This window comes from Mycolicibacter terrae, assembly GCF_010727125.1.
Classification (GTDB): domain Bacteria; phylum Actinomycetota; class Actinomycetes; order Mycobacteriales; family Mycobacteriaceae; genus Mycobacterium; species Mycobacterium terrae.
Genome location: NZ_AP022564.1, coordinates 1,202,653 through 1,220,069 on the forward strand (window position 1 = coordinate 1,202,653; position 17,417 = coordinate 1,220,069).

At 69.4% G+C, this 17,417-nt stretch carries 23 protein-coding genes; 14 read left to right on the forward strand and 9 right to left on the reverse strand.

Annotated features, from left to right (window positions below; all coding sequences use genetic code 11):
• Window positions 1–8 precede the first annotated feature (8 nt).
• The 8 genes from G6N23_RS05810 (at window position 9) to G6N23_RS05845 (ending at window position 5,326) form a co-directional block, all read left to right on the forward strand.
• Window positions 9–911: a LysR substrate-binding domain-containing protein gene (locus tag G6N23_RS05810; RefSeq protein ID WP_085261949.1), complete on the forward strand. Its 903-nt coding sequence runs from the start codon at window positions 9–11 to the stop codon at window positions 909–911.
• Window positions 908–2,011: a mandelate racemase/muconate lactonizing enzyme family protein gene (locus G6N23_RS05815; RefSeq protein ID WP_085261950.1), complete on the forward strand. Its 1,104-nt coding sequence runs from the start codon at window positions 908–910 to the stop codon at window positions 2,009–2,011. Before G6N23_RS05810 ends, G6N23_RS05815 begins: the two co-directional genes overlap by 4 nt.
• A gap of 20 nt (window positions 2,012–2,031) precedes the next feature.
• On the forward strand, window positions 2,032–2,892 hold the full coding sequence (gene catA / locus G6N23_RS05820) for a catechol 1,2-dioxygenase (protein WP_085261951.1): 861 nt from the start codon (window positions 2,032–2,034) through the stop codon (window positions 2,890–2,892).
• Between the two features lie 7 nt (window positions 2,893–2,899).
• A complete protein-coding gene (gene catC, locus G6N23_RS05825) occupies window positions 2,900–3,190 on the forward strand; it encodes a muconolactone Delta-isomerase (RefSeq protein WP_085261952.1) in 291 nt (96 codons plus the stop codon).
• A gap of 185 nt (window positions 3,191–3,375) precedes the next feature.
• Window positions 3,376–4,065: a TetR/AcrR family transcriptional regulator gene (locus tag G6N23_RS05830; RefSeq protein WP_234808694.1), complete on the forward strand. Its 690-nt coding sequence runs from the start codon at window positions 3,376–3,378 to the stop codon at window positions 4,063–4,065.
• Window positions 4,066–4,157: 92 nt separating this feature from the next.
• Window positions 4,158–4,331, forward strand: coding sequence for a CsbD family protein (locus G6N23_RS05835; RefSeq protein WP_085261953.1), 174 nt, complete (start codon window positions 4,158–4,160; stop codon window positions 4,329–4,331).
• 107 nt (window positions 4,332–4,438) lie between these two features.
• Window positions 4,439–4,753 carry an aminopeptidase gene (locus G6N23_RS05840; protein WP_085261954.1) on the forward strand — a complete coding sequence of 105 codons (315 nt, stop codon included), beginning with the start codon at window positions 4,439–4,441 and terminating at the stop codon, window positions 4,751–4,753.
• 84 nt (window positions 4,754–4,837) lie between these two features.
• On the forward strand, window positions 4,838–5,326 hold the full coding sequence (locus G6N23_RS05845; RefSeq protein WP_234808680.1) for an anti-sigma factor antagonist: 489 nt from the start codon (window positions 4,838–4,840) through the stop codon (window positions 5,324–5,326).
• Window positions 5,327–5,332: 6 nt separating this feature from the next.
• Here G6N23_RS05845 and G6N23_RS05850 read toward each other — a convergent pair whose 3' ends face one another.
• Entirely contained in the window at window positions 5,333–5,842 is a 510-nt protein-coding gene (locus G6N23_RS05850; protein ID WP_085261956.1) for an aminoacyl-tRNA deacylase, read from the reverse strand.
• Between the two features lie 199 nt (window positions 5,843–6,041).
• Here G6N23_RS05850 and G6N23_RS05855 point away from each other — a divergent pair, with 199 nt between their 5' ends.
• On the forward strand, window positions 6,042–6,698 hold the full coding sequence (locus G6N23_RS05855; RefSeq protein ID WP_170310051.1) for a sigma-70 family RNA polymerase sigma factor: 657 nt from the start codon (window positions 6,042–6,044) through the stop codon (window positions 6,696–6,698).
• A complete protein-coding gene (gene rsrA, locus G6N23_RS05860) occupies window positions 6,695–6,991 on the forward strand; it encodes a mycothiol system anti-sigma-R factor (protein ID WP_085261958.1) in 297 nt (98 codons plus the stop codon). The genes G6N23_RS05855 and rsrA overlap by 4 nt, the downstream gene beginning before the upstream one ends.
• Window positions 6,992–7,045: 54 nt before the next feature.
• Here rsrA and G6N23_RS22680 read toward each other — a convergent pair whose 3' ends face one another.
• Both G6N23_RS22680 and G6N23_RS05865 read right to left on the reverse strand, forming a co-directional pair.
• Window positions 7,046–7,120 carry a 50S ribosomal protein bL37 gene (locus G6N23_RS22680; protein WP_011728008.1) on the reverse strand — a complete coding sequence of 25 codons (75 nt, stop codon included), beginning with the start codon at window positions 7,118–7,120 and terminating at the stop codon, window positions 7,046–7,048.
• Window positions 7,121–7,240: 120 nt separating this feature from the next.
• On the reverse strand, window positions 7,241–7,639 hold the full coding sequence (locus G6N23_RS05865) for a hypothetical protein (RefSeq protein ID WP_133055498.1): 399 nt from the start codon (window positions 7,637–7,639) through the stop codon (window positions 7,241–7,243).
• A 335-nt stretch (window positions 7,640–7,974) separates the two neighbouring features.
• Between G6N23_RS05865 and G6N23_RS05870 the strand changes: the two genes are divergently transcribed.
• On the forward strand, window positions 7,975–8,190 hold the full coding sequence (locus G6N23_RS05870) for a biotin/lipoyl-binding carrier protein (protein ID WP_043336658.1): 216 nt from the start codon (window positions 7,975–7,977) through the stop codon (window positions 8,188–8,190).
• Window positions 8,191–8,220: 30 nt separating this feature from the next.
• Entirely contained in the window at window positions 8,221–9,717 is a 1,497-nt protein-coding gene (locus tag G6N23_RS05875) for a two-component system sensor histidine kinase PdtaS (RefSeq protein ID WP_085261960.1), read from the forward strand.
• 72 nt (window positions 9,718–9,789) lie between these two features.
• Here G6N23_RS05875 and G6N23_RS05880 read toward each other — a convergent pair whose 3' ends face one another.
• Together G6N23_RS05880 and G6N23_RS05885 are read right to left on the reverse strand one after the other, a co-directional pair.
• Window positions 9,790–10,044 carry a WhiB family transcriptional regulator gene (locus G6N23_RS05880; protein WP_013829861.1) on the reverse strand — a complete coding sequence of 85 codons (255 nt, stop codon included), beginning with the start codon at window positions 10,042–10,044 and terminating at the stop codon, window positions 9,790–9,792.
• 243 nt (window positions 10,045–10,287) lie between these two features.
• Window positions 10,288–11,265 (reverse strand): diacylglycerol/lipid kinase family protein, encoded by a 978-nt coding sequence (locus G6N23_RS05885; RefSeq protein ID WP_085261961.1) that lies wholly within the window; start codon window positions 11,263–11,265, stop codon window positions 10,288–10,290.
• Between the two features lie 55 nt (window positions 11,266–11,320).
• Here G6N23_RS05885 and G6N23_RS05890 point away from each other — a divergent pair, with 55 nt between their 5' ends.
• The gene (locus G6N23_RS05890) at window positions 11,321–11,731 is read left to right on the forward strand and encodes a hypothetical protein (RefSeq protein ID WP_095173950.1); all 411 of its coding nucleotides are present in this window, start codon (window positions 11,321–11,323) and stop codon (window positions 11,729–11,731) included.
• On the opposite strand, the gene G6N23_RS05895 is transcribed toward G6N23_RS05890, so the two are convergent.
• Together G6N23_RS05895 and G6N23_RS05900 are read right to left on the reverse strand one after the other, a co-directional pair.
• Window positions 11,673–12,815 (reverse strand): isochorismate synthase, encoded by a 1,143-nt coding sequence (locus G6N23_RS05895; RefSeq protein WP_085261962.1) that lies wholly within the window; start codon window positions 12,813–12,815, stop codon window positions 11,673–11,675. The genes G6N23_RS05890 and G6N23_RS05895 overlap by 59 nt on opposite strands.
• Before the next feature lie 4 nt (window positions 12,816–12,819).
• The gene (locus tag G6N23_RS05900; protein WP_085261963.1) at window positions 12,820–13,416 is read right to left on the reverse strand and encodes an acid phosphatase; all 597 of its coding nucleotides are present in this window, start codon (window positions 13,414–13,416) and stop codon (window positions 12,820–12,822) included.
• 141 nt (window positions 13,417–13,557) lie between these two features.
• On the opposite strand from G6N23_RS05900, the gene G6N23_RS05905 reads away from it, so the two are divergent.
• Entirely contained in the window at window positions 13,558–14,358 is an 801-nt protein-coding gene (locus G6N23_RS05905; protein ID WP_085261964.1) for a ParA family protein, read from the forward strand.
• A gap of 103 nt (window positions 14,359–14,461) precedes the next feature.
• Here the strand turns inward: G6N23_RS05905 and G6N23_RS05910 are convergent, their stop codons facing one another.
• Together G6N23_RS05910 and G6N23_RS05915 are read right to left on the reverse strand one after the other, a co-directional pair.
• Window positions 14,462–15,697: an Rv3212 family protein gene (locus G6N23_RS05910; RefSeq protein WP_085261965.1), complete on the reverse strand. Its 1,236-nt coding sequence runs from the start codon at window positions 15,695–15,697 to the stop codon at window positions 14,462–14,464.
• A gap of 14 nt (window positions 15,698–15,711) precedes the next feature.
• Window positions 15,712–17,238, reverse strand: a complete 1,527-nt coding sequence (locus G6N23_RS05915) for a DEAD/DEAH box helicase (RefSeq protein ID WP_085262246.1) — start codon at window positions 17,236–17,238, stop codon at window positions 15,712–15,714.
• Between the last annotated feature and the right edge of the window lie 179 nt (window positions 17,239–17,417).

Here is a 17,417-nt window from a genome sequence, read left to right on the forward strand (position 1 = left end):
CTGAAGCGATGGAGCTTCGTCACCTACGTTATTTCGCCGCGGTGGCCCAGACCTGCCATTTCGGCCAGGCCGCCGAGCGGTTGCACGTCGCACAGCCCGCACTGTCCTATTCCATCCGGCAGCTGGAGGCGGAGCTGAACACCACGCTGTTCAACCGGACCACCAGACAGGTCTCGCTCACCGCCGCCGGCGAGTACCTGCAGGAGGAGGCGGCCCGGATTCTCGGTGATGTGGACGACGCGGTGCGCGGAGTGCGCCGGGTCGCCGCGGGCCGCAGTGGCCGGATTCGGCTGGGCCTGACCGGGACCGCCGCGCTGTCGCACCTGCCGCGCATCGCTCGGATGGTTCAGGCCGAGTTGCCCGGCGTCGATCTCGAGATTCAGGCGGACCTGCTCACTCCTGCGCACTGCGACGCATTGCGTTCCGGCACACTGGATCTGGGCGTGTTGCGACCGCCAGCCGTCGGTGAGGGACTGGAGGTGCGGACCATCGCCGTCGAACCGCTGGCGCTGGCGGTGTCGGTTGACCACCGGCTCGCGGTGGAGCCGGTGGTGTCGCTCTCGGATTTGCGCAACGAGCCGTTCGTCGCCTACCAGAGCCGGGAATCGGCGGTCAACGATGCGGTGCTGCGGGCCTGTCGTAACGCCGGCTTCGTGCCGCAGCGCGAACACCAGGCCCCGGGCACTGCGGTGCTGTTGGCTCTGGTGGCCGCCGGGCTCGGGGTCGCCGTGGTGCCCGAATCCGCCCGACGGTTGCCGTTGGAAGGAGTGGTGTTCCGCGATCTGCTCGATGCCGGAACCATCGAGCTGGCGCTGGCCTGGCGCATCGGCGAGGACTCTCCGGTCGTCGAGGCCGTCCGCGCCGTGGTCCAGACCGCCTTCCCGGTTCTGGAGTCAGGTGGTGTTCGATGAAAATCACTGCGCTGGAAGCTATTCCATTTGACATTCGCTATTCGAAGCCGCTGAAATTCGCCTCCGGCGAGGTGCACGTCGCCCAACATGTACTGGTGCGGGTACATACCGACGACGGGATCGTCGGCGTCGCCGAGGCGCCGCCGCGGCCCTTCACCTACGGCGAGACCCAAGTCGGGATCATCGCGGTGATAGAACAGCTCTTCGCTCCGCAACTCGTCGGGCTGACGCTGTTGCAGCGCGAGACGGTGGTCACCCGGCTGGCCCGCACGGTCGGCAACCCGACCGCCAAAGCCGCGGTGGACATGGCGATCTGGGACGCACTGGGCCGCACACTGGGCCTTCCCGTCCACGAGTTGCTCGGCGGGTTCACCGACCGGATGCGGGTCAGTCACATGCTCGGCTTCGACGAACCCGCGGTGATGGTGGCCGAAGCCGAACGGATGCGCGACAGCTACGGCATCACCACCTTCAAGGTGAAGGTGGGGCGCCGCCCGTGCTCACTGGACACCGCGGTGGTTCGGGCGCTGCGCGAACGCTTCGGTGACGCCATCGAGCTCTATGTCGACGGAAACCGCGGCTGGACCGCCGCGGAGTCGCTGCGGGCGATGAAAGAGATGGCCGACTTGGACCTGCTGTTCGCCGAGGAACTGTGCCCGGCCGACGATGTGCTGGGACGGCGCTGGCTGGTCAGCCACCTCGATGTTCCTTTCATCGCCGACGAATCGGTCCCGACGCCGGCGGACGTGACCCGCGAGGTTCTCGGCGGGTCGGCGACCGCCGTCTCCATCAAGACGGCGCGAACCGGCTTCACGGGCTCGCAGCGGGTGCACCACCTCGCCGAGGGGCTCGGGCTGGAAGTGGTGCTGGGCAACCAGATCGACGGGCAACTCGGCACCGCCTGTGCGGTGAGTTTCGGCGCGGCCTACCAGCTGACCGCGCGGCGCGCCGGCGAGCTCTCCAACTTCCTCGACATGAGCGACGACCTGCTCGCCGAGCCGCTGCAGATCCGCGACGGCGTCCTGCACGTACCGCCGGGCAACGGTCACGGGGTGGAGGTCGACCCGGACAAACTCGCCCGCTACCGCGTCGACCGCTGAATAACCGAGGAGAAGAAGTAATGACCACATTGGATGCACCGCAGCCCACCGCCGCCGCTTCGGGTAATGCGGCCAGTGATCGGTTCGCCCTGGACAAGGGCGGCTTCGAGGCGGTCAAGGACACCCCCAAGGAACGCGTCGACATGCTGGCCCGCGAGGTACTGGGCGCCGTGCACGAGATCATCCACAAGCATCAGGTCACCTACCCCGAGTACAACGCGCTCAAGGCGTGGCTGATCAAGGTCGGCCAGGACGGTGAATGGCCGCTGTTTTTGGATGTCTGGGTGGAGCATGCGCTCGAGGAGGTGACCACCGCGCACCGCAAGGGCAACAAGGGCACCATCGAGGGCCCCTATTACGTGCCCGACGCCCCCGAGTTGGGCCCGGAGGCCACGTTGCCGATGCGTGACGACGAACCCGGCGACACGCTGGTGTGGGAAGGCGCCATCACCTCCCTCGACGGCTCCCCGGTGGCGGGAAAGCTCGAAGTCTGGCACGCCGACGACGACGGCCTCTACTCGCAGTACGCCCCGGGCCTGCCGGTCTGGAATCTGCGGGGCAGCGTTTCGACCGGCCCGGACGGCAAGTTCCGGATCACCACGATCAGGCCGAAGCCGTACATGATCCCCACCGACGGCGCATGCGGCCAGCTCATCGCCGCAGCCGGCTGGCATGCCTGGCGGCCGGCCCACGTGCACTTCAAGGTGTCAGCGCCCGGTCATGAGCTGGTCACCGGCCAGCTGTACTTCCCCGGCGACCCGCACAACGCCGATGACGTCGCCTCTGCGGTGAAACCGGAGCTGATGCTGGACCCCAAGGCGCAACCCGACGGCAGCTTCGCGGTGACGTACAACTTCGTCCTCGACCCGGTGCAGGGCTGAGGCCGCCATGCTGTTTCACGTGCGGATGGATGTGCGGATCCCGCACGACCTCGACCCGCAGGTCCGTGCCGAGATTGTGGCCACGGAAAAGGCGTACTCGCAGGAGTTGCAGCGCTCCGGCAAGTGGCCGCACATCTGGCGGATCGTCGGGGAGTACTCGAACATCTCGATCTTCGACGTCGCGTCGAATGACGAACTGCACCAGATCCTTTCGGGGCTCCCGCTGTTCGCCTACATGGATATCCGGGTGACGCCGCTGGCGACCCATCCCAGTGACGTGAAAGCGGTCACCCGGTAGCCGGTGGCAGGACTATGGCCGCTTTCGCCTATCGTGGCGAGCTTACGACGTAAACTGGCGGTCGGTGCGCGAAGTGGATCGCAGATGATCGCTGGCGTCGTGCCGTCGATGCTGTGAAAAGGGTGGTCTGGGTGGATGCCGGGGATCGCGGTGCGCAGCGGCCGGTGCACGCCGAGGGGGCCGACATCGTCGACGGTCTGCGCTCGTCGTCGCAGTTGAGCCGCGACGGGATCCTGGAGGTGGCGATCGACTTCATCGACCGCCACGGCCTGTCGAAGCTGACCATGCGCGCGCTGGGAGCGGCCTGCGGAGTCGAAGCGATGGCGCTCTACCGCTACGTGCACGGCCGCGGTGACCTGCTGACCGGCGTCGTCGACCACATCATCGACCGGCTCTACGCCGACCAACTGGCCGCGCGGCGACAAGAAGACGGCTGGCAGGACTATCTGATGCGGCTGGCGCATGGAGTACGCAAGATCGCCCTCGACCATCCGGAGGTCTTCCCGCTGGTCGCCACGCAGGCTCCGGAGGCGCCGTGGGTTCGGCCGCCGCTGCGCAGCCTGCGCTGGATGGAGAGCTTCCTCGACACGCTGATCTCTTACGGATTCGACGACAGCGCCGCGGTGGTGGCCTACCGCTCCTACACCACGTTTTTGATCGGGCACCTGCTGTTGGAGGTGTCGGCACACGGCGCGGACCTGCACCCCGAGGAGGCGCTGCTCGAGGAGACCTGCCGGCCGGCGCACGACCTGTCGAGCTACCCGCACTTGCAGCGCTTGCAGCCGATGTTGTCTCAGGACCACAGCGGCGCCGAGTTCGAAGAGGCGCTCGAAGCCATGCTCGACCGGCTCGAACTGCTGCTCGCCCGGCACTGAGGCCACTCACTCCCGACCACGGGTTTACGTCGTAAACAAGGTGGGTATGTTGCACATCACAGCGCAACAGGCACATGAGGGAGGAGCTTGACATGGGACTGGCGGACAAGGCGAAGAACGCCGCGCAGGATGCCGCGGGCAAGGTCAAAGAGGCCGCCGGGAAGACCACCGGCAATGACGACCTCAAGAACGAGGGCAAGGTCGATCAGGGAAAGTCCAGCCTGAAGAAGGCCGGCGAGAACATCAAAGACGCCTTCAAGGGCTGACACCCGAAAACGCCTGGCCCCGTCCGGATTCGGACGGGGTCGCGTCTCGCTGCGGGCGGCGCTGTCGCCCGACGACAACAGGGTGCCGGGCGGAAAAGGAGCGGCAGATGGCGACACGGCGATTCACCCGGCCGGTGGGTTGGGCCGTTGTCGGTGCGGGGGTGATCGCGCTGGTGGCACCGGTGTCGATACCCGACGGCGAGGGCGGTTCGATCGGCTGCGGCAACATCGTGGCGACGGATGTCTCCGACGCCTTGGACGCGAACGCCAAAAGTGTGGCCAGCGTGCTGGTCGCCAGTCAGGGCGTTCCGCACACCAACTACGTCGCCCGCTGCCAGTCCTCGCTTTCGGGCCGACGCGCCTGGTCGGTGACGCTGGTGGGCATCGGGCTCCTCACCGCCGCCGCTGGGTTTACAACGTAAACGAACTGGCGTAGCTTCGTTCGCATGCTGTTCGGTTTACGCCGTAAACTCGGCCGCTGCGCGATATGGCGCGGCGGCGCGGAAGTGTCTGACCCGGCCGGGGCGGCCGGGGCCGGTGCGACGGCGAAAGCCAAGGATCGTCCCGCCCGACTCAGTGAGGTGCTCGCCGGGGTGGTAGCACGTCCGGACGACGAAGTGCGCGTCGTGCTGGAGCGCAGCGGCTCGGCGCTGGTGGTCCGGGCTGGCGGCAGCGTGGATGCCTCCAACGTGGCCGTCTGGCGGCGACTGGTCGGCGAGGCCGCGGCGATCACCGCAGCCCCGGGTCCGCTGATCGTCGATACCAGCGGGCTGGAGTTCATGGCCGTGTGCGCGTTCGGCGTCTTGATCGAGGAAGCGACCCGGTGTCGGCGCCGGGGCATCCGGCTCTGCCTGGTCAGTGGCCAACCCATCGTGGGCCGGGTCGTGAACGCGGTAGGCCTCGACAGCGCGCTGTCGTTCTGCGCGACCATCGACGACGCGCTCGGCGACACACCGGGTGCAGATACCGGGACGGTCCGGGGATCCAGCGCCTGACCGTGCTCAACGGGCCCGGATATCGGCGACCACCGCATCGGTCAGCCGGATCAGATCCGCCGGCGCCACCGCGACGTCCCAGCCGCGTCGGCCCGCGCTGCACAGCACGCGGTCGAAGTCGGCCGCCGAGGCGTCCACGACCGTCGGCAGCGCCTTGCGCTGGCCGAACGGCGAGATCCCGCCGAGTACGTAACCGGTCGCCCGTTGCGCCGCCGGCGGGTCGGCCATCGCCGCCCGGGACGCGCCGAGCGCGGTGGCGACGGCCTTCAACGACAGCTTCGCCGGCACCGGCAGCACCGCGACCGCCAAGGCGGGCGGCACCGTCCCGGAAAGCTCCACGATCAGCGTTTTGAAGATCTGCTCGGGCCGTACACCGGCCGGGCCGGCGGTGGCGAGCCGCTCGACGGCCTCGGCTCCGAACGAGCGCTGGTCGGGTTCGTGGTGGTAGCGCAGCACCTCGTGGGGCACCTGCGCGGCGATCAGGGCTGCGATGGCCGGGGTTGCCGCGCGACTCACCGGGCCAGAATACGGCCGGAAATAGCGGCGTAGCCCACGCTGTTGAGCAAGGCAGTGTGCGGCCACCACGCGTAGCTGTCGTCCACCGTCCTAGGATCGGGAAGGAGTCCGGGTGTCAACGGCGATCGGTCTGCTGGAAATCGAGCCATCGGCTGGGCCGGTTGCGGGCACCGCGACAGAAGGGACTGCAGCGATCACGATGGCTGACGGCGAAAGTGCGACCGATAGCGGAACCGAGACCAGGGCCCCTGTTCGTTCCGACGAGACCGACGAGCAGCTGACGGCGCGCTTCGAACGCGACGCGATCCCGATGCTCGATCAGCTCTACGGCGGCGCGCTGCGGATGACGCGCAATCCCGCCGACGCCGAGGATCTGCTGCAAGAGACCATGGTCAAGGCCTACGCCGGGTTCCGGTCATTCCGGGAGGGCACCAACCTCAAGGCGTGGTTGTACCGCATCCTGACCAACACCTACATCAACAGCTACCGCAAGAAGCAGCGCAAGCCCGCCGAATACCCGACCGACGAGATCACCGACTGGCAGTTGGCCGCCACCGCCGAGCACTCGTCGACCGGTCTGCGCTCGGCGGAGGTCGAGGCCCTGGAGTCGCTGCCGGACACCGAGATCAAAGAGGCGCTGCAGCAGCTTCCCGACGAATTCCGGATGGCGGTGTACTACGCCGACGTCGAAGGATTCCCGTACAAGGAGATCGCCGAGATCATGGATACGCCGATCGGCACGGTGATGTCGCGCCTGCACCGCGGCAGGCGCCAGTTGCGCAGTCTGTTGGCCGACGTCGCCAGGGACCGCGGGTTCATCCGGGACGGCCAGGCACCCGAGGAGGTGTCGTCGTGAGCGAGCACACCAGTGAGTGCGCCACTCCGGAGCCCGGCGGGCCGGCCGCCGAGTGTTCCGAGGTCATCGCCGAGGTATGGACGCTGCTGGACGGCGAATGCACCGCCGAGACCAAGGCCAAGCTGCGCCGGCACCTCGAGGAATGCCCGGGCTGCCTGCGGCACTACGGGGTCGAGGAACGGATCAAGGCGTTGATCGCACGCAAGTGCAGCGGCGACAAGGCACCGCAGCAGCTCTTCGAGCGGGTCCGGCTGGAGATCAGCCGCACCACGATCATCCACCGCGAAGGCTAGGGGCGGGCGGCCAACAAAACGCTTGGAAAGGCCGGGAGGGCCTGAGACGGCGTGCTACGCGTTGGGGCGCTTGCCGTGGTTGGCTTTGCTGTGCTTGCGATCGCGCTTCTTGCGGCCACGCTTTGCCATGATCGACCCTCCTAGCAGGTATTCCAGCTGGACAGTCTCTCATGCCCCCGGGTGTGACGCGGTGGCGGGGCCTTGGACAACCGGCCCCGCCACCGCGGTCTGTTCGTCTCAGCGCGCGCCTCAGTGGAAGCTGCGCGCCCCCGCCAGGGTCTGGGGCACGGGCGCGGCCGGGGCGGCTGCCGCGGGAGCACCGAACGCCGGCGGAGTGCCGAGCGCGGGCGCCCCGGGCACGCCTGCTGCCGGCGGGGTCAGCGAACTGACGTCGCTGGGCATGATCGAGCCCACTCCCGGCACCACGCGGTTGAGCATGCCGTTGAGCGCCTGCAGGAAGGAGTTGGCGGCGTTCACGCCGGCGGCCGAGCCTCCGGCGGCCGGTCCGGGCAGGCCGGGCAGCGCCGGGGCGCCGATCGGGGCCGGGATCGGCATCGGGTCGTCGACCAGCGTCGGGGCGGCCTTGGCCGAGGCGACGCCGAATCCCAGCGTGGCCAGTGTCATCGCGCCGGCGCACACCAGGGGCAACCGGACTCGTGGACTTGCAAAACGGTTTTCAGACAACGCGTACTCCTCAGCTCGACTTCGGTTCGGCCCCCGCGTCACGGCGAATACGTCACGCGTTCGAAACACTCGAGTAACGGTGCTATGCAGTTGTCACAACAGAAACACGACACGGTCACGGATCGGACTCTCTAGATCCGCTTAATTGTCTTGGAGTTCGCTTAGTCGCCGCACCGTGTGACGCCGGCCGGGGTGCCAAGCGTGCGCCCTACTCAACCGCGGAGCGGGGTTGTGGTTCGATAAGACGAAGATTTTTGGGTGATCAGGGAATCGTCGACTGGGTGATGAACGAGGTGAAGATGGCCGAGGACGTTCGCGCGGAGATCGTGGCCAGCGTGCTCGAAGTCGTGGTCCACGAGGGCGAACAGATCAACGAGGGCGACACCGTGGTGTTGCTGGAGTCGATGAAGATGGAGATCCCCGTGCTGGCCGAGACCGCGGGCACCGTCAGCAAGGTGGCCGTGAAGGTCGGCGACGTCATCCAGGCCGGCGACCTCATCGCCGTGATCAGCTGACCGCAGCATCGCCATGACGTGACATGACCCATGTCCACCCTCGGTGACCTGCTTGCCGAACACACCGTGTTGCCGGGCAATGCGGTAGATCACCTGCACGCCGTGGTCGGGGAGTGGCAACTGCTCGCGGACCTGTCGTTCGCCGACTACCTGATGTGGGTGCGCCGCGACTCCGACGCCAGCGGTGCACTGGTCTGCGTCGCGCAATGCCGGCCCAACACCGCGCCCACGGTGTTACTCACCGACGCCGTCGGAACCGTCTCCGACGCGGAGTCGCTGCCGTTGGTGCTCGGGGCGTTCGAATCGGGCGTTATCGGCCGGGCCGGCCTGGAAGGTTCTGCCGGGCAACGCAATACGGAGGCGGTCCCGGTACGGCACGGCGACCGGGTGGTGGCCGTGCTGACCCACCAGACCGCGTTGACCGGCCGGCGCGAATCCAGCCGGCTGGAGGCGGCCTATCTGGACTGCGCGGCCGATTTGGTGCACATGCTCTCCGAGGGCACCTTCCCCGACGTCGGTGACATCGCGGTGTCGCGTTCGAGTCCGCGGGTCGGCGACGGCTTCATCCGGCTCGGGGTCGACGGCACGGTCAGCTATGCCAGCCCGAACGCGCTGTCGGCCTACCACCGGATGGGCCTGGCCGCCGAACTCGCCGGCCATGACCTGGTGGCCGTCACCCGGCCATTGATCTCCGATCCGTTCGAGGCCCACGAGCTGGCCGAGCATGTCCGCGATTCGCTGACCGGCGGATCGAGTATGCGGTTCGAGGTCGACGCGGCCGGTGCGGTGGTGCTGCTGCGCACGTTGCCGCTGATCGTGCACGGCCGGCCGGCCGGCGCCGCTGTGCTGGTCCGCGACGTCACCGAGGTGAAGCGCCGTGACCGCGCACTGCTGTCCAAGGACGCGACGATCCGCGAGATCCACCACCGGGTGAAGAACAACCTGCAGACCGTGGCGGCGCTGCTGCGCCTGCAGGCCCGGCGCACCGCCAACACCGAAGGGCGCGAAGCGCTACTGGAATCGGTGCGGCGGGTGTCGTCGATCGCCCAGGTGCACGAAGCGCTGTCGTTGTCGGTCGACGAGGTGGTGAACCTCGACAAGGTGATCGACCGGATCCTGCCGATGATGAACGACGTCGCCAGCGTGGACACCCCCATCCGGGTGGCCCGGACCGGAACGCTCGGGGCGCTCGACGCCGACCGCGCGACCGCGTTGGTCATGGTGATCACCGAACTGGTGCAGAACGCGATCGAGCACGCCTTCGATGCGGATGCGGATCGACGCGGTGTGACGATCCGGTCCGAACGGTCGGCGCGCTGGCTCGATGTGGTGGTGCACGATGACGGCCACGGCCTGCCCGCCGGGTTCCGCCTGGAGACCTCCGACCGCCTCGGCCTGCAGATCGTCAACACCCTGGTCTCGGCGGAACTCAACGGTTCGTTGACCGCGCGCGACGCACCCGGCGGCGGCACCGAGATGGTGCTGCGGATTCCGGTCGGAATCCGGCGGACCCGTCCGGCGCTGTGACGCCCGGCGAGCCCGGCGCAAAACGACGCGGCCCCGACCAGGTCGGAGCCGCGTCGTTGTCGTGCGCTGGGGTCAGACCCCGCTGCGCGCCCGGGTCCGGGCGTTGCGGCGCTTGAGCGCACGCCGCTCGTCCTCGCTCATACCGCCCCACACGCCGGCGTCCTGGCCGGTTTCCAGCGCCCAGGTGAGGCACTCGGTGACCACCGGACACCGGGTGCAGACCTGCTTAGCGGAAGCGATCTGAGCGAGTGCCGGCCCGCTGTTTCCCACCGGGAAGAACAGCTCCGGGTCCTCGTCGCGACAGACCGCCTTGTGGCGCCAATCCATAAGTCTCCAACTCCTCACTCTGAGCGCAGCGGGGCGCGCAACTTGTTTTTCGACTGTTATAAGCGGCGGCAAGAAATGATTACGGCTTGCATCCGATCGCTCGATCGTTTCACAGCCTGGACAGATGTCAAGAGTGTGCGTTATCACGTGGGCAACGTCACCCTTGCGAGGGGCTGCTCCCAGTCCGGCCGCCGCGATGTACTACAGTGGTTCCAACTGTGTGCTCATCGACCGTATCGAGCATCATCTTCGCAGGTCGGCGGGACTTTTCGCGGGGGGAGCGACGACGCTGAGGGCGTCGGGCACCGCGCGGAACGTCATCGTACTGCGCAATCCGACGTACTCACCGTCGATCTGGGTGGCGATCGGCGTGTCGCCCGCGTCGACGTGCAGGGTGCTCACATCGTCCTCACGGATGAGCTGCTTGGCGTTGAGCTTGGGCCGCTTGGACAGCATCTGCCGGACCAGCCGCAAGGTGGGCAGGACCTTCATGCTGGTGGTCGCGAACACCCCCATCCCGGCTTCGAACGTGGTGTCGGGGTTGGTCCACACGCAGCGCTCGTCGGCATAGGTCCACGGACTGCAGTTCGAGATGAACACGAAATGCACGCCGGCGACCGGCTCCTCCTCGCCCAGCTGCAGCGTCAGCGTGGGCGCCCGGCGAGTGGTGGCCAGCACCGCGGGAACCGCCGCCCTGACGTAGCGCAGCGCGGTGACGGCGTGGCCTTTTTCGCGTTCGGCCTCGACGGCGGCCACCACCTCGCCGTCGACTCCCATCCCGGCGTTGAGCACCGACCACCGCTCGCCGCAGTCGATCAGCCCGATCCGGCGCCACCGGGGCCGGCGGCCCCGGCCGTTGATCAATTCGATCAGCTGGTTGGTGGCGACGGTCGGGTCGGCGGACATCCCCAGCGAACGCGCGAAGACGTTCGCCGAACCGCCGGGCACCACCGCCACCGCGGGCAGGTGTTTCGGCGGCGCCGAACCGGGCGTTCCGAGTAGGCCGTTGACCACGCCGTGCACGGTTCCGTCGCCACCGTGCGCGATGACCAGGTCGATCCGGTCTGCGGCCGCGGCCTGGCTGATCTCGACGGCGTGGCCGCGGTAGTCGGTGTGCACGACGCTCAGGTCGAGCCGGCTCTTGAGCGCGTGGGCCAACAGGTCACGTCCGGCCGGGGTCGTCGAGGTGGCATTGGGATTGACGATCAGCACGGCGCGCACGGAATACGAGTCTATGGGCATCCGGGAGATGCGGCGCGATGGTTAGGCTGGCGGCGTGAACGCCATCGCTGAACCGCCGCGCGCCGTGCGCGGTGCGGGCCTGGTCGTCGCGGTGCAGGGTGTGGTGGGGCTGACGGTCGCAGCGGTGCTGGTGGTGCGCGCGGTGGCCGGAGCGGATCAGCGGGTGGCCAACGGCTACGCCACCGCCGCGTGGTTCGCGCTGCTCGGGGCCGCGATGCTGGCCGCCGGTTGGGGGTTGCGGCGGGGGCGGCGGCTCGGCCGCGGCATCGCGGTGTTCGTCAACCTGACGCTGCTGCCGGTGGCCTGGTACCTGGGAGTCGGCTCGCACCGCTGGGGTTACTGCGCAGTGGTCGGCGTGGCCGCGGTCGTGGTGCTGGCGGCGCTGTTCAGTCCCGCGGCGGTGCGCTGGGCGGCGCAACGCCCAGTGCCGACAGGATCGTGCTGAACTTCGTCACGGTTTCGGCCAGCTCCTCGTCCGGGTCGGATTCGGCGACGATTCCGCCGCCGGCATGGGCCAGCGCGGATCGCCGGTCGGCGGACAGCTGCGCGCAGCGGATCGACACCACCCAGGCGCCGTCGCCGTCGGCGTTGCACCACCCGACCGCGCCGGCGTAGAAACCCCGGTCGCCCTCCAGCTCCGCGATGAGCTCGAGCGCGGCCGCGGTGGGGAACCCGCCGACCGCCGCCGTAGGGTGCAGTGCCAGCGCCAAATCCAGTGCGGTGGTGGCGGTGTCGCGGAGCCGGCCGGTGATCGGGGTGCTCAGGTGCCAGACCGCGGCGGTGCCGGTCAGCCGCGGCGCCGGTGCGATGTCGAGGTCGGTGCACAGCGGCTCGAGCGCGGCGCGCAACTGGTCGACGACCAGCTGGTGCTCGTGGCGGTTCTTGCCGGAATCTGCCAGCGCGGCTCCGTTGGCGGCGTCGGCGGCCGGGTCCGGCGAGCGCGGCGCCGAGCCGGCGAACGGCCGGCAGGTGACCCGGTCGCCGTCGCGGGCGACCAGCAACTCGGGGCTGGCGCCCACCAGGGCCGCGCCGGCATAACCGTCCCCGGCGGCGCTCAGGTCGACCAGGTAGCCGTAACCGCTCGGATCGGCGGCGACCAGCCGGCGCAGAACGGTGCCCGGGTCCAACGGCGCATCGGCGGCCAGTCGCAGACCGCGGGCCAGCACCACTTTGTGCAGGGCGCCCGGCGCCGCGGTCAGTTCGTGCAGGGCCCGGCGGATCCGGGCGCGGTGCTCGTCGGGCTCGGGCAGCTGCGCGACGACGCGCACCGCGGGTAGTGCCGCATCGGGGCGTGTTGCCAGCGCCATGTCGTGACGCACCGCGCTCGGTACGAACAGAGCGGCGGCACCCCCGGGACGGAAAGGCAACGCACCCACCACAATTGGTGCTTCACCGGAAGTCAGCGCGGTCTGCGCGGCGCCGACATCGCAGAATCCGGTCGCTATCCCGTCGGCCACCAGAGTCCCGGCCGGTCCGGACAGCACGAACGCCGGTGCCGTCGGCGTCGTCGGGGTCGGCGGTGTCGTCAAACCCTCAGGCTCCCGGCCCGGTCAGCCCGAGTGCGGTGAGCTGGCGCACCCCATGCTCGAATCCGCAGACGGCGATCGACGCCGCGGGCATCCCGAAACGCGCGCCGTCGGCCAACGGCAGCTCGAGCCAACGGGTGATCACCGCCCGGGAGAAGTGCCCGTGCCCGACGAAGACCACGTCGCGCGCGACCAGCTGCCGCAGCGCCCACGCGACCGCCCGGTCGGCGCGTTCGCTGACCTGTGCCACGGTTTCGCCGCCCGCGCTGCCGTGTGTCCAGATCAACCAGTCCGATTCGGATTCCCGGATCTGCGCGGTGGTCAGACCCTCATAGCGGCCGTAGTCCCATTCGGCCAGGTCGTCGGAGACTTCGTCGACGTGCAGTCCGGCGAGTTCGGCGGTGACCTGGGCGCGCCGGCGCGGGCTGGAGACCACCAGCGGGTTGTCCAACCGGAGTTTGGCCACCGTGGCGCGGGCGGCCACTGCCTGGCGCCGACCGGTGTCGGTCAGCTCCAAATCGCTGCGCCCGGTGTGCCGCTCGCTTTTCGACCACTCGGTTTCACCGTGGCGCAGCAACAGCAGTCGGTGGTCCTCGATGCTCACGTGGGTCGATTCTGCCCGACGGCGGGCACCGAGCTGCGTTTGGTGCTGCCGGAGCGCAAGCCGTGCCAGTATGGCGGTGGTGCAAAGGTAGGAAGCGATGTGGGGGTACCACCCGCTTGACCGGGAGAGGGGCGGCGCCACATGAGCCAGCTGCGGATATTGGCGGTTGCCAACCAGAAAGGGGGCGTGGCCAAGACCACCACGGTGGCATCGCTGGGAGCGGCGATGGCCGAAATGGGCCAGCGGGTGCTGCTGGTCGACCTCGACCCGCAGGGGTGCCTGACCTTCTCCCTGGGCCATGACCCCGACAAGCTGCCGGTGTCGGTGCACGAGGTGCTGCTCGGTGAGGTCGAACCCGACGCCGCACTGGTGACGACCGACGAAGGCATGACGCTGCTGCCGGCCAACATCGATCTGGCCGGTGCCGAGGCGATGCTGTTGATGCGTGCCGGTCGCGAGTACGCCCTGCAGCGGGCGCTGGCCAAGCTGGACGACGAGTTCGACGTGGCCGTGATCGACTGCCCTCCGTCGCTGGGGGTGCTCACCCTCAACGGGCTCACCGCGGCCGGCGAGGCGATCGTGCCGCTGCAGTGCGAGACCCTGGCCCATCGCGGCGTCGGTCAATTCCTGCGCACTGTCGCCGACGTCCAGCAGATCACCAATCCGAAGCTGAGCCTGCTCGGCGCGTTGCCGACGCTGTATGACTCGCGCACCACCCACACCCGCGACGTGTTGCTCGACATCGCCGACCGGTACGGTCTGGCTGTGCTGGGCCCGCCGATTCCGCGCACCGTACGTTTCGCCGAGGCGAGCGCGTCGGGCGCGTCGGTGATCGCCGGGCGCAAGAACAAGGGGGCCCAGGCCTATCGGGAGCTGGCCGAAGCGCTGCTCAAGCATTGGAAGACCGGCGAGGCGCTGCCCACCTTCACCCCCGAGGTATAGCCACCCCCTCCTGCGGCGAGCGGGCGGGTTTGTCCGGCGACACGCCGTGATGACCCGTACAACTGCGCACCCTCGTGGCGGTGGATGCGACCTGGTGGGCGACTCAGCCCAGCGCGACCACGGTGTCGCCGCGCTGTTCCAGCACCGTCGGACCCGACACCGCCGGAAACACCGCCGACACCCCCGGCGGGCGGCTGACCGGGATGACGCGTTCGGGTGCGCCGGTGCGCTGGTCGAAGACGCCGACCCCGCCGGTCACCGGGATCAACAGCCGGTCGGCCATCGCCGCTGCCGGTCCCAGCGGAACCGTGGCCCCGGCTGCCGGGACGGTGTAGCGGTAGGTCAGGCTGCCGGCTTCGAACACCACCACGGCGTCACCGGTCCACCAGCAGACGAGCCCGGTAGGCCGGGACACCTGCAGGGCGGCGCTGTCGGGGCTGGCCTTGCCCGGCAGCATCGTCTTGGCGATCGTGGTGCCGGTCTGGTCGACCACTTCCACCCGGGGCTGCGGCGTGGGTAGATAAACGGCGGTGTTGGTGCCGGAGTCGGAGTCGGTCACCGCCAGGACCCGGGCCCCGGAGTCGGCGGCGACGCCGGGCTCCGGGACGTGCTGGCGCTCCGGCTCGTCTTCGTCCTTGCCGGGGCGCAGCAGGGTCAGTTGCAGATCGTCCTGTCCCGGGCAGGATTCGAGCACCGAGACCGCCGACGAGGCCGCGGCGGCCGACACCAGGGTGCAGCCCTGGCCGCGGCCGCGAGCCGATGGTTTCACCCGCGCGTCGATCTCCCCGTAGGACAGCACCCGGACCATGTCCGAGCGCCACAGTTCCAGGCGGGTGTTTCCGGCCGAGAGCACCGCACTGCCCTCGGACGCGACGGTCACGCTCGGGTCGGCGTAGCTGGTTCGGGCCGGTCCGCGCCAACCGGTCGCGGCGACGACCGTGCTGACCTGACCGCAGCCGCGGGAGTCGGGGTACACCGCGACGGCATAGCGGTAGATCCAGGACACCGCGCACAGGTCGACTCCGCGGGCATAGCTCCAGCGTTCCTCGCCGGTGAGCGGGTCGCGCCCGGTCATCTGCGGCCCGTTACCGGTGATCACTGTGCCGGAGACCAGCACCGGAGCCCGGGTGACCGGGCTGGCTGCGGTCCACAGCTGGGCCAGCGCCGCCGGCACCATAGCGGCCGACGGGGGATTGGTCGCCGAGTCCGCCGCCGGCCGGCTGACCGTGGCGCGGGCGTCGCTGGTCCACCAAACGATCACCCCGGTGACGACGACCGCGACCGCGATCACCGCCGCGGCCACCAGATCGCCGGTGGTGCGGCGCTCCGGTCGCACCATGTCGAAGGCCCGGCTCAGCTGCCGTTCACCGCGGCCGCGGCCTTGCTCGGCCGCCGGCGACGGCGGCGACGCGGCGCGCTCTGCCCGGTGTCCTCGGATGCCCCGGCGCTCCGAACCTCGCCGGCATCGCCGGGCCGGGCGGCCGGCGGTGAGGCGTCGGCCGAGCCGGCCTGGCCGCCGCGGGTACGGCGTCGGGACCGGTTGGCGTTGCGCGGCGCCCGCTGCCGATCGCCCGACGTCTCGCGGAGCTCGCGGTCCCCACCCTCGGTCCGCTTGGCCGGCGCCCGGGTCGGCTTGCCGATGGTCCCGCCGGCTTCGGTGGGGATGTTCAGCTCGGTGTAGAGGTGCGGGGAGCTCGAATAGGTCTCCGACGGGTCCGGGCAGCACAGGTTCAGGGCCTTGTCGATCAGCGTCCAGCGGGCCAGCTCGTCCCAGTCGACCAGGGTGACCGCGACGCCGGTCTTGCCGGCGCGCCCGGTGCGGCCGATGCGGTGGACATAGGTCTTCTCATCGTCGGGGCACTGGTAGTTGATGACGTGCGTGACGTCGTCGATGTCGATGCCTCGGGCCGCGACGTCGGTGGCGACCAGCACATCGATGTCGCCGGTGCGGAACGATTTGAGGGCTTTCTCGCGGGCCACCTGGTTGAGGTCGCCGTGCACCGCACCCACCTTGAACCCGCGTTCGCCGAGGTCGTCGGCGACCTTCTGCGCGGTGCGCTTGGTGCGGGTGAAGATCATCGTGGCGCCGCGTCCGCGGGCCTGCAGGATCCGGGCGACCAGCTCGGCCTTGTCCAGCGCATGGGCCCGGTAGACGAACTGCTCGGTGGCGTCGTGCACCGCCGAGGAGTGCGGCGCCTCGGCGCGGATGTGGGTGGGCTGGTTCATGAAGCTGCGGGCCAGCGTGATGATCGGGCCCGGCATGGTCGCCGAGAACAGCATCGACTGCCGGTCGTCGGGGATACGGGCCAGGATGCGCTCGATGTCGGGCAGAAAGCCCAGGTCCAGCATTTCGTCGGCCTCGTCGAGCACCAGCACCGTGAGCCCGCCCAGCTGCAGATGGCCCTGCTGGGCCAGGTCGAGCAGCCGGCCCGGGGTGCCGACCACCACGTCGGCGCCGGCCTGCAGCGCCTCGATCTGCGGCTCGTAGGGCCGGCCGCCGTAGATGGCCTGCACCGACAGCGGCCGGTCCCCGGCCGTGAGGTACTTTGCCGCGTCGGCCAGGTCGCCGGAGACCTGGATGCACAACTCACGGGTGGGCACCACGACTAACGCCCGCGGAATGCCGGTCAGCGGCCGGTCGGTGCTGCCGGCGACCCGCTGCAGCAACGGGATGCCGAAGCCGAAGGTCTTGCCCATGCCGGTGCGGGCCTGGCCGATCAGGTCGTCGCCGGCCAGGGCCAGCGGCAGGGTCAGCTCCTGGATCGCGAATGCGTGCTCGATGCCGTCCTCGGCGAGTGCGCGGACGATCTCGTCGCGGACGCCCAGTTCGGTGAAGCTCGGGGGGGAGGTGGGACGGGTAGTGGAGATAAGCGGGGTCATGCGCTGGCAGGTGCCTTTCGAAGTCGGCGCGGTATGTATGTCGATCGCGGTGTGGTCGGGGCGCACACGCTGTGACGGTCGATACCTGACTTGCCGATTCGGGGGCCCTGCACTCGCCGTGGAGGCGGGCCAACCGCGTGTACGCGCATTGCTCGGCAGCACCGAATCGGCACTGCCTG

Bases quoted from the DNA above. Each gene is read 5' to 3' on its own strand.
- G6N23_RS05810 (WP_085261949.1), top strand. From the start codon at position 9: ATGGAGCTTCGTCACCTACGTTATTTCGCCGCGGTGGCCCAGACCTGC.
- G6N23_RS05815 (WP_085261950.1), top strand. From the start codon at position 908: ATGAAAATCACTGCGCTGGAAGCTATTCCATTTGACATTCGCTATTCG.
- catA (WP_085261951.1), top strand. From the start codon at position 2,032: ATGACCACATTGGATGCACCGCAGCCCACCGCCGCCGCTTCGGGTAAT.
- catC (WP_085261952.1), top strand. From the start codon at position 2,900: ATGCTGTTTCACGTGCGGATGGATGTGCGGATCCCGCACGACCTCGAC.
- G6N23_RS05835 (WP_085261953.1), top strand. From the start codon at position 4,158: ATGGGACTGGCGGACAAGGCGAAGAACGCCGCGCAGGATGCCGCGGGC.
- G6N23_RS05840 (WP_085261954.1), top strand. From the start codon at position 4,439: ATGGCGACACGGCGATTCACCCGGCCGGTGGGTTGGGCCGTTGTCGGT.
- G6N23_RS05855 (WP_170310051.1), top strand. From the start codon at position 6,042: ATGGCTGACGGCGAAAGTGCGACCGATAGCGGAACCGAGACCAGGGCC.
- G6N23_RS05870 (WP_043336658.1), top strand. From the start codon at position 7,975: ATGGCCGAGGACGTTCGCGCGGAGATCGTGGCCAGCGTGCTCGAAGTC.
- G6N23_RS05875 (WP_085261960.1), top strand. From the start codon at position 8,221: ATGTCCACCCTCGGTGACCTGCTTGCCGAACACACCGTGTTGCCGGGC.
- G6N23_RS05880 (WP_013829861.1), bottom strand. From the start codon at position 10,044: ATGGATTGGCGCCACAAGGCGGTCTGTCGCGACGAGGACCCGGAGCTG.
- G6N23_RS05905 (WP_085261964.1), top strand. From the start codon at position 13,558: ATGAGCCAGCTGCGGATATTGGCGGTTGCCAACCAGAAAGGGGGCGTG.
- G6N23_RS05910 (WP_085261965.1), bottom strand. From the start codon at position 15,697: ATGGTGCGACCGGAGCGCCGCACCACCGGCGATCTGGTGGCCGCGGCG.
- G6N23_RS05915 (WP_085262246.1), bottom strand. From the start codon at position 17,238: ATGACCCCGCTTATCTCCACTACCCGTCCCACCTCCCCCCCGAGCTTC.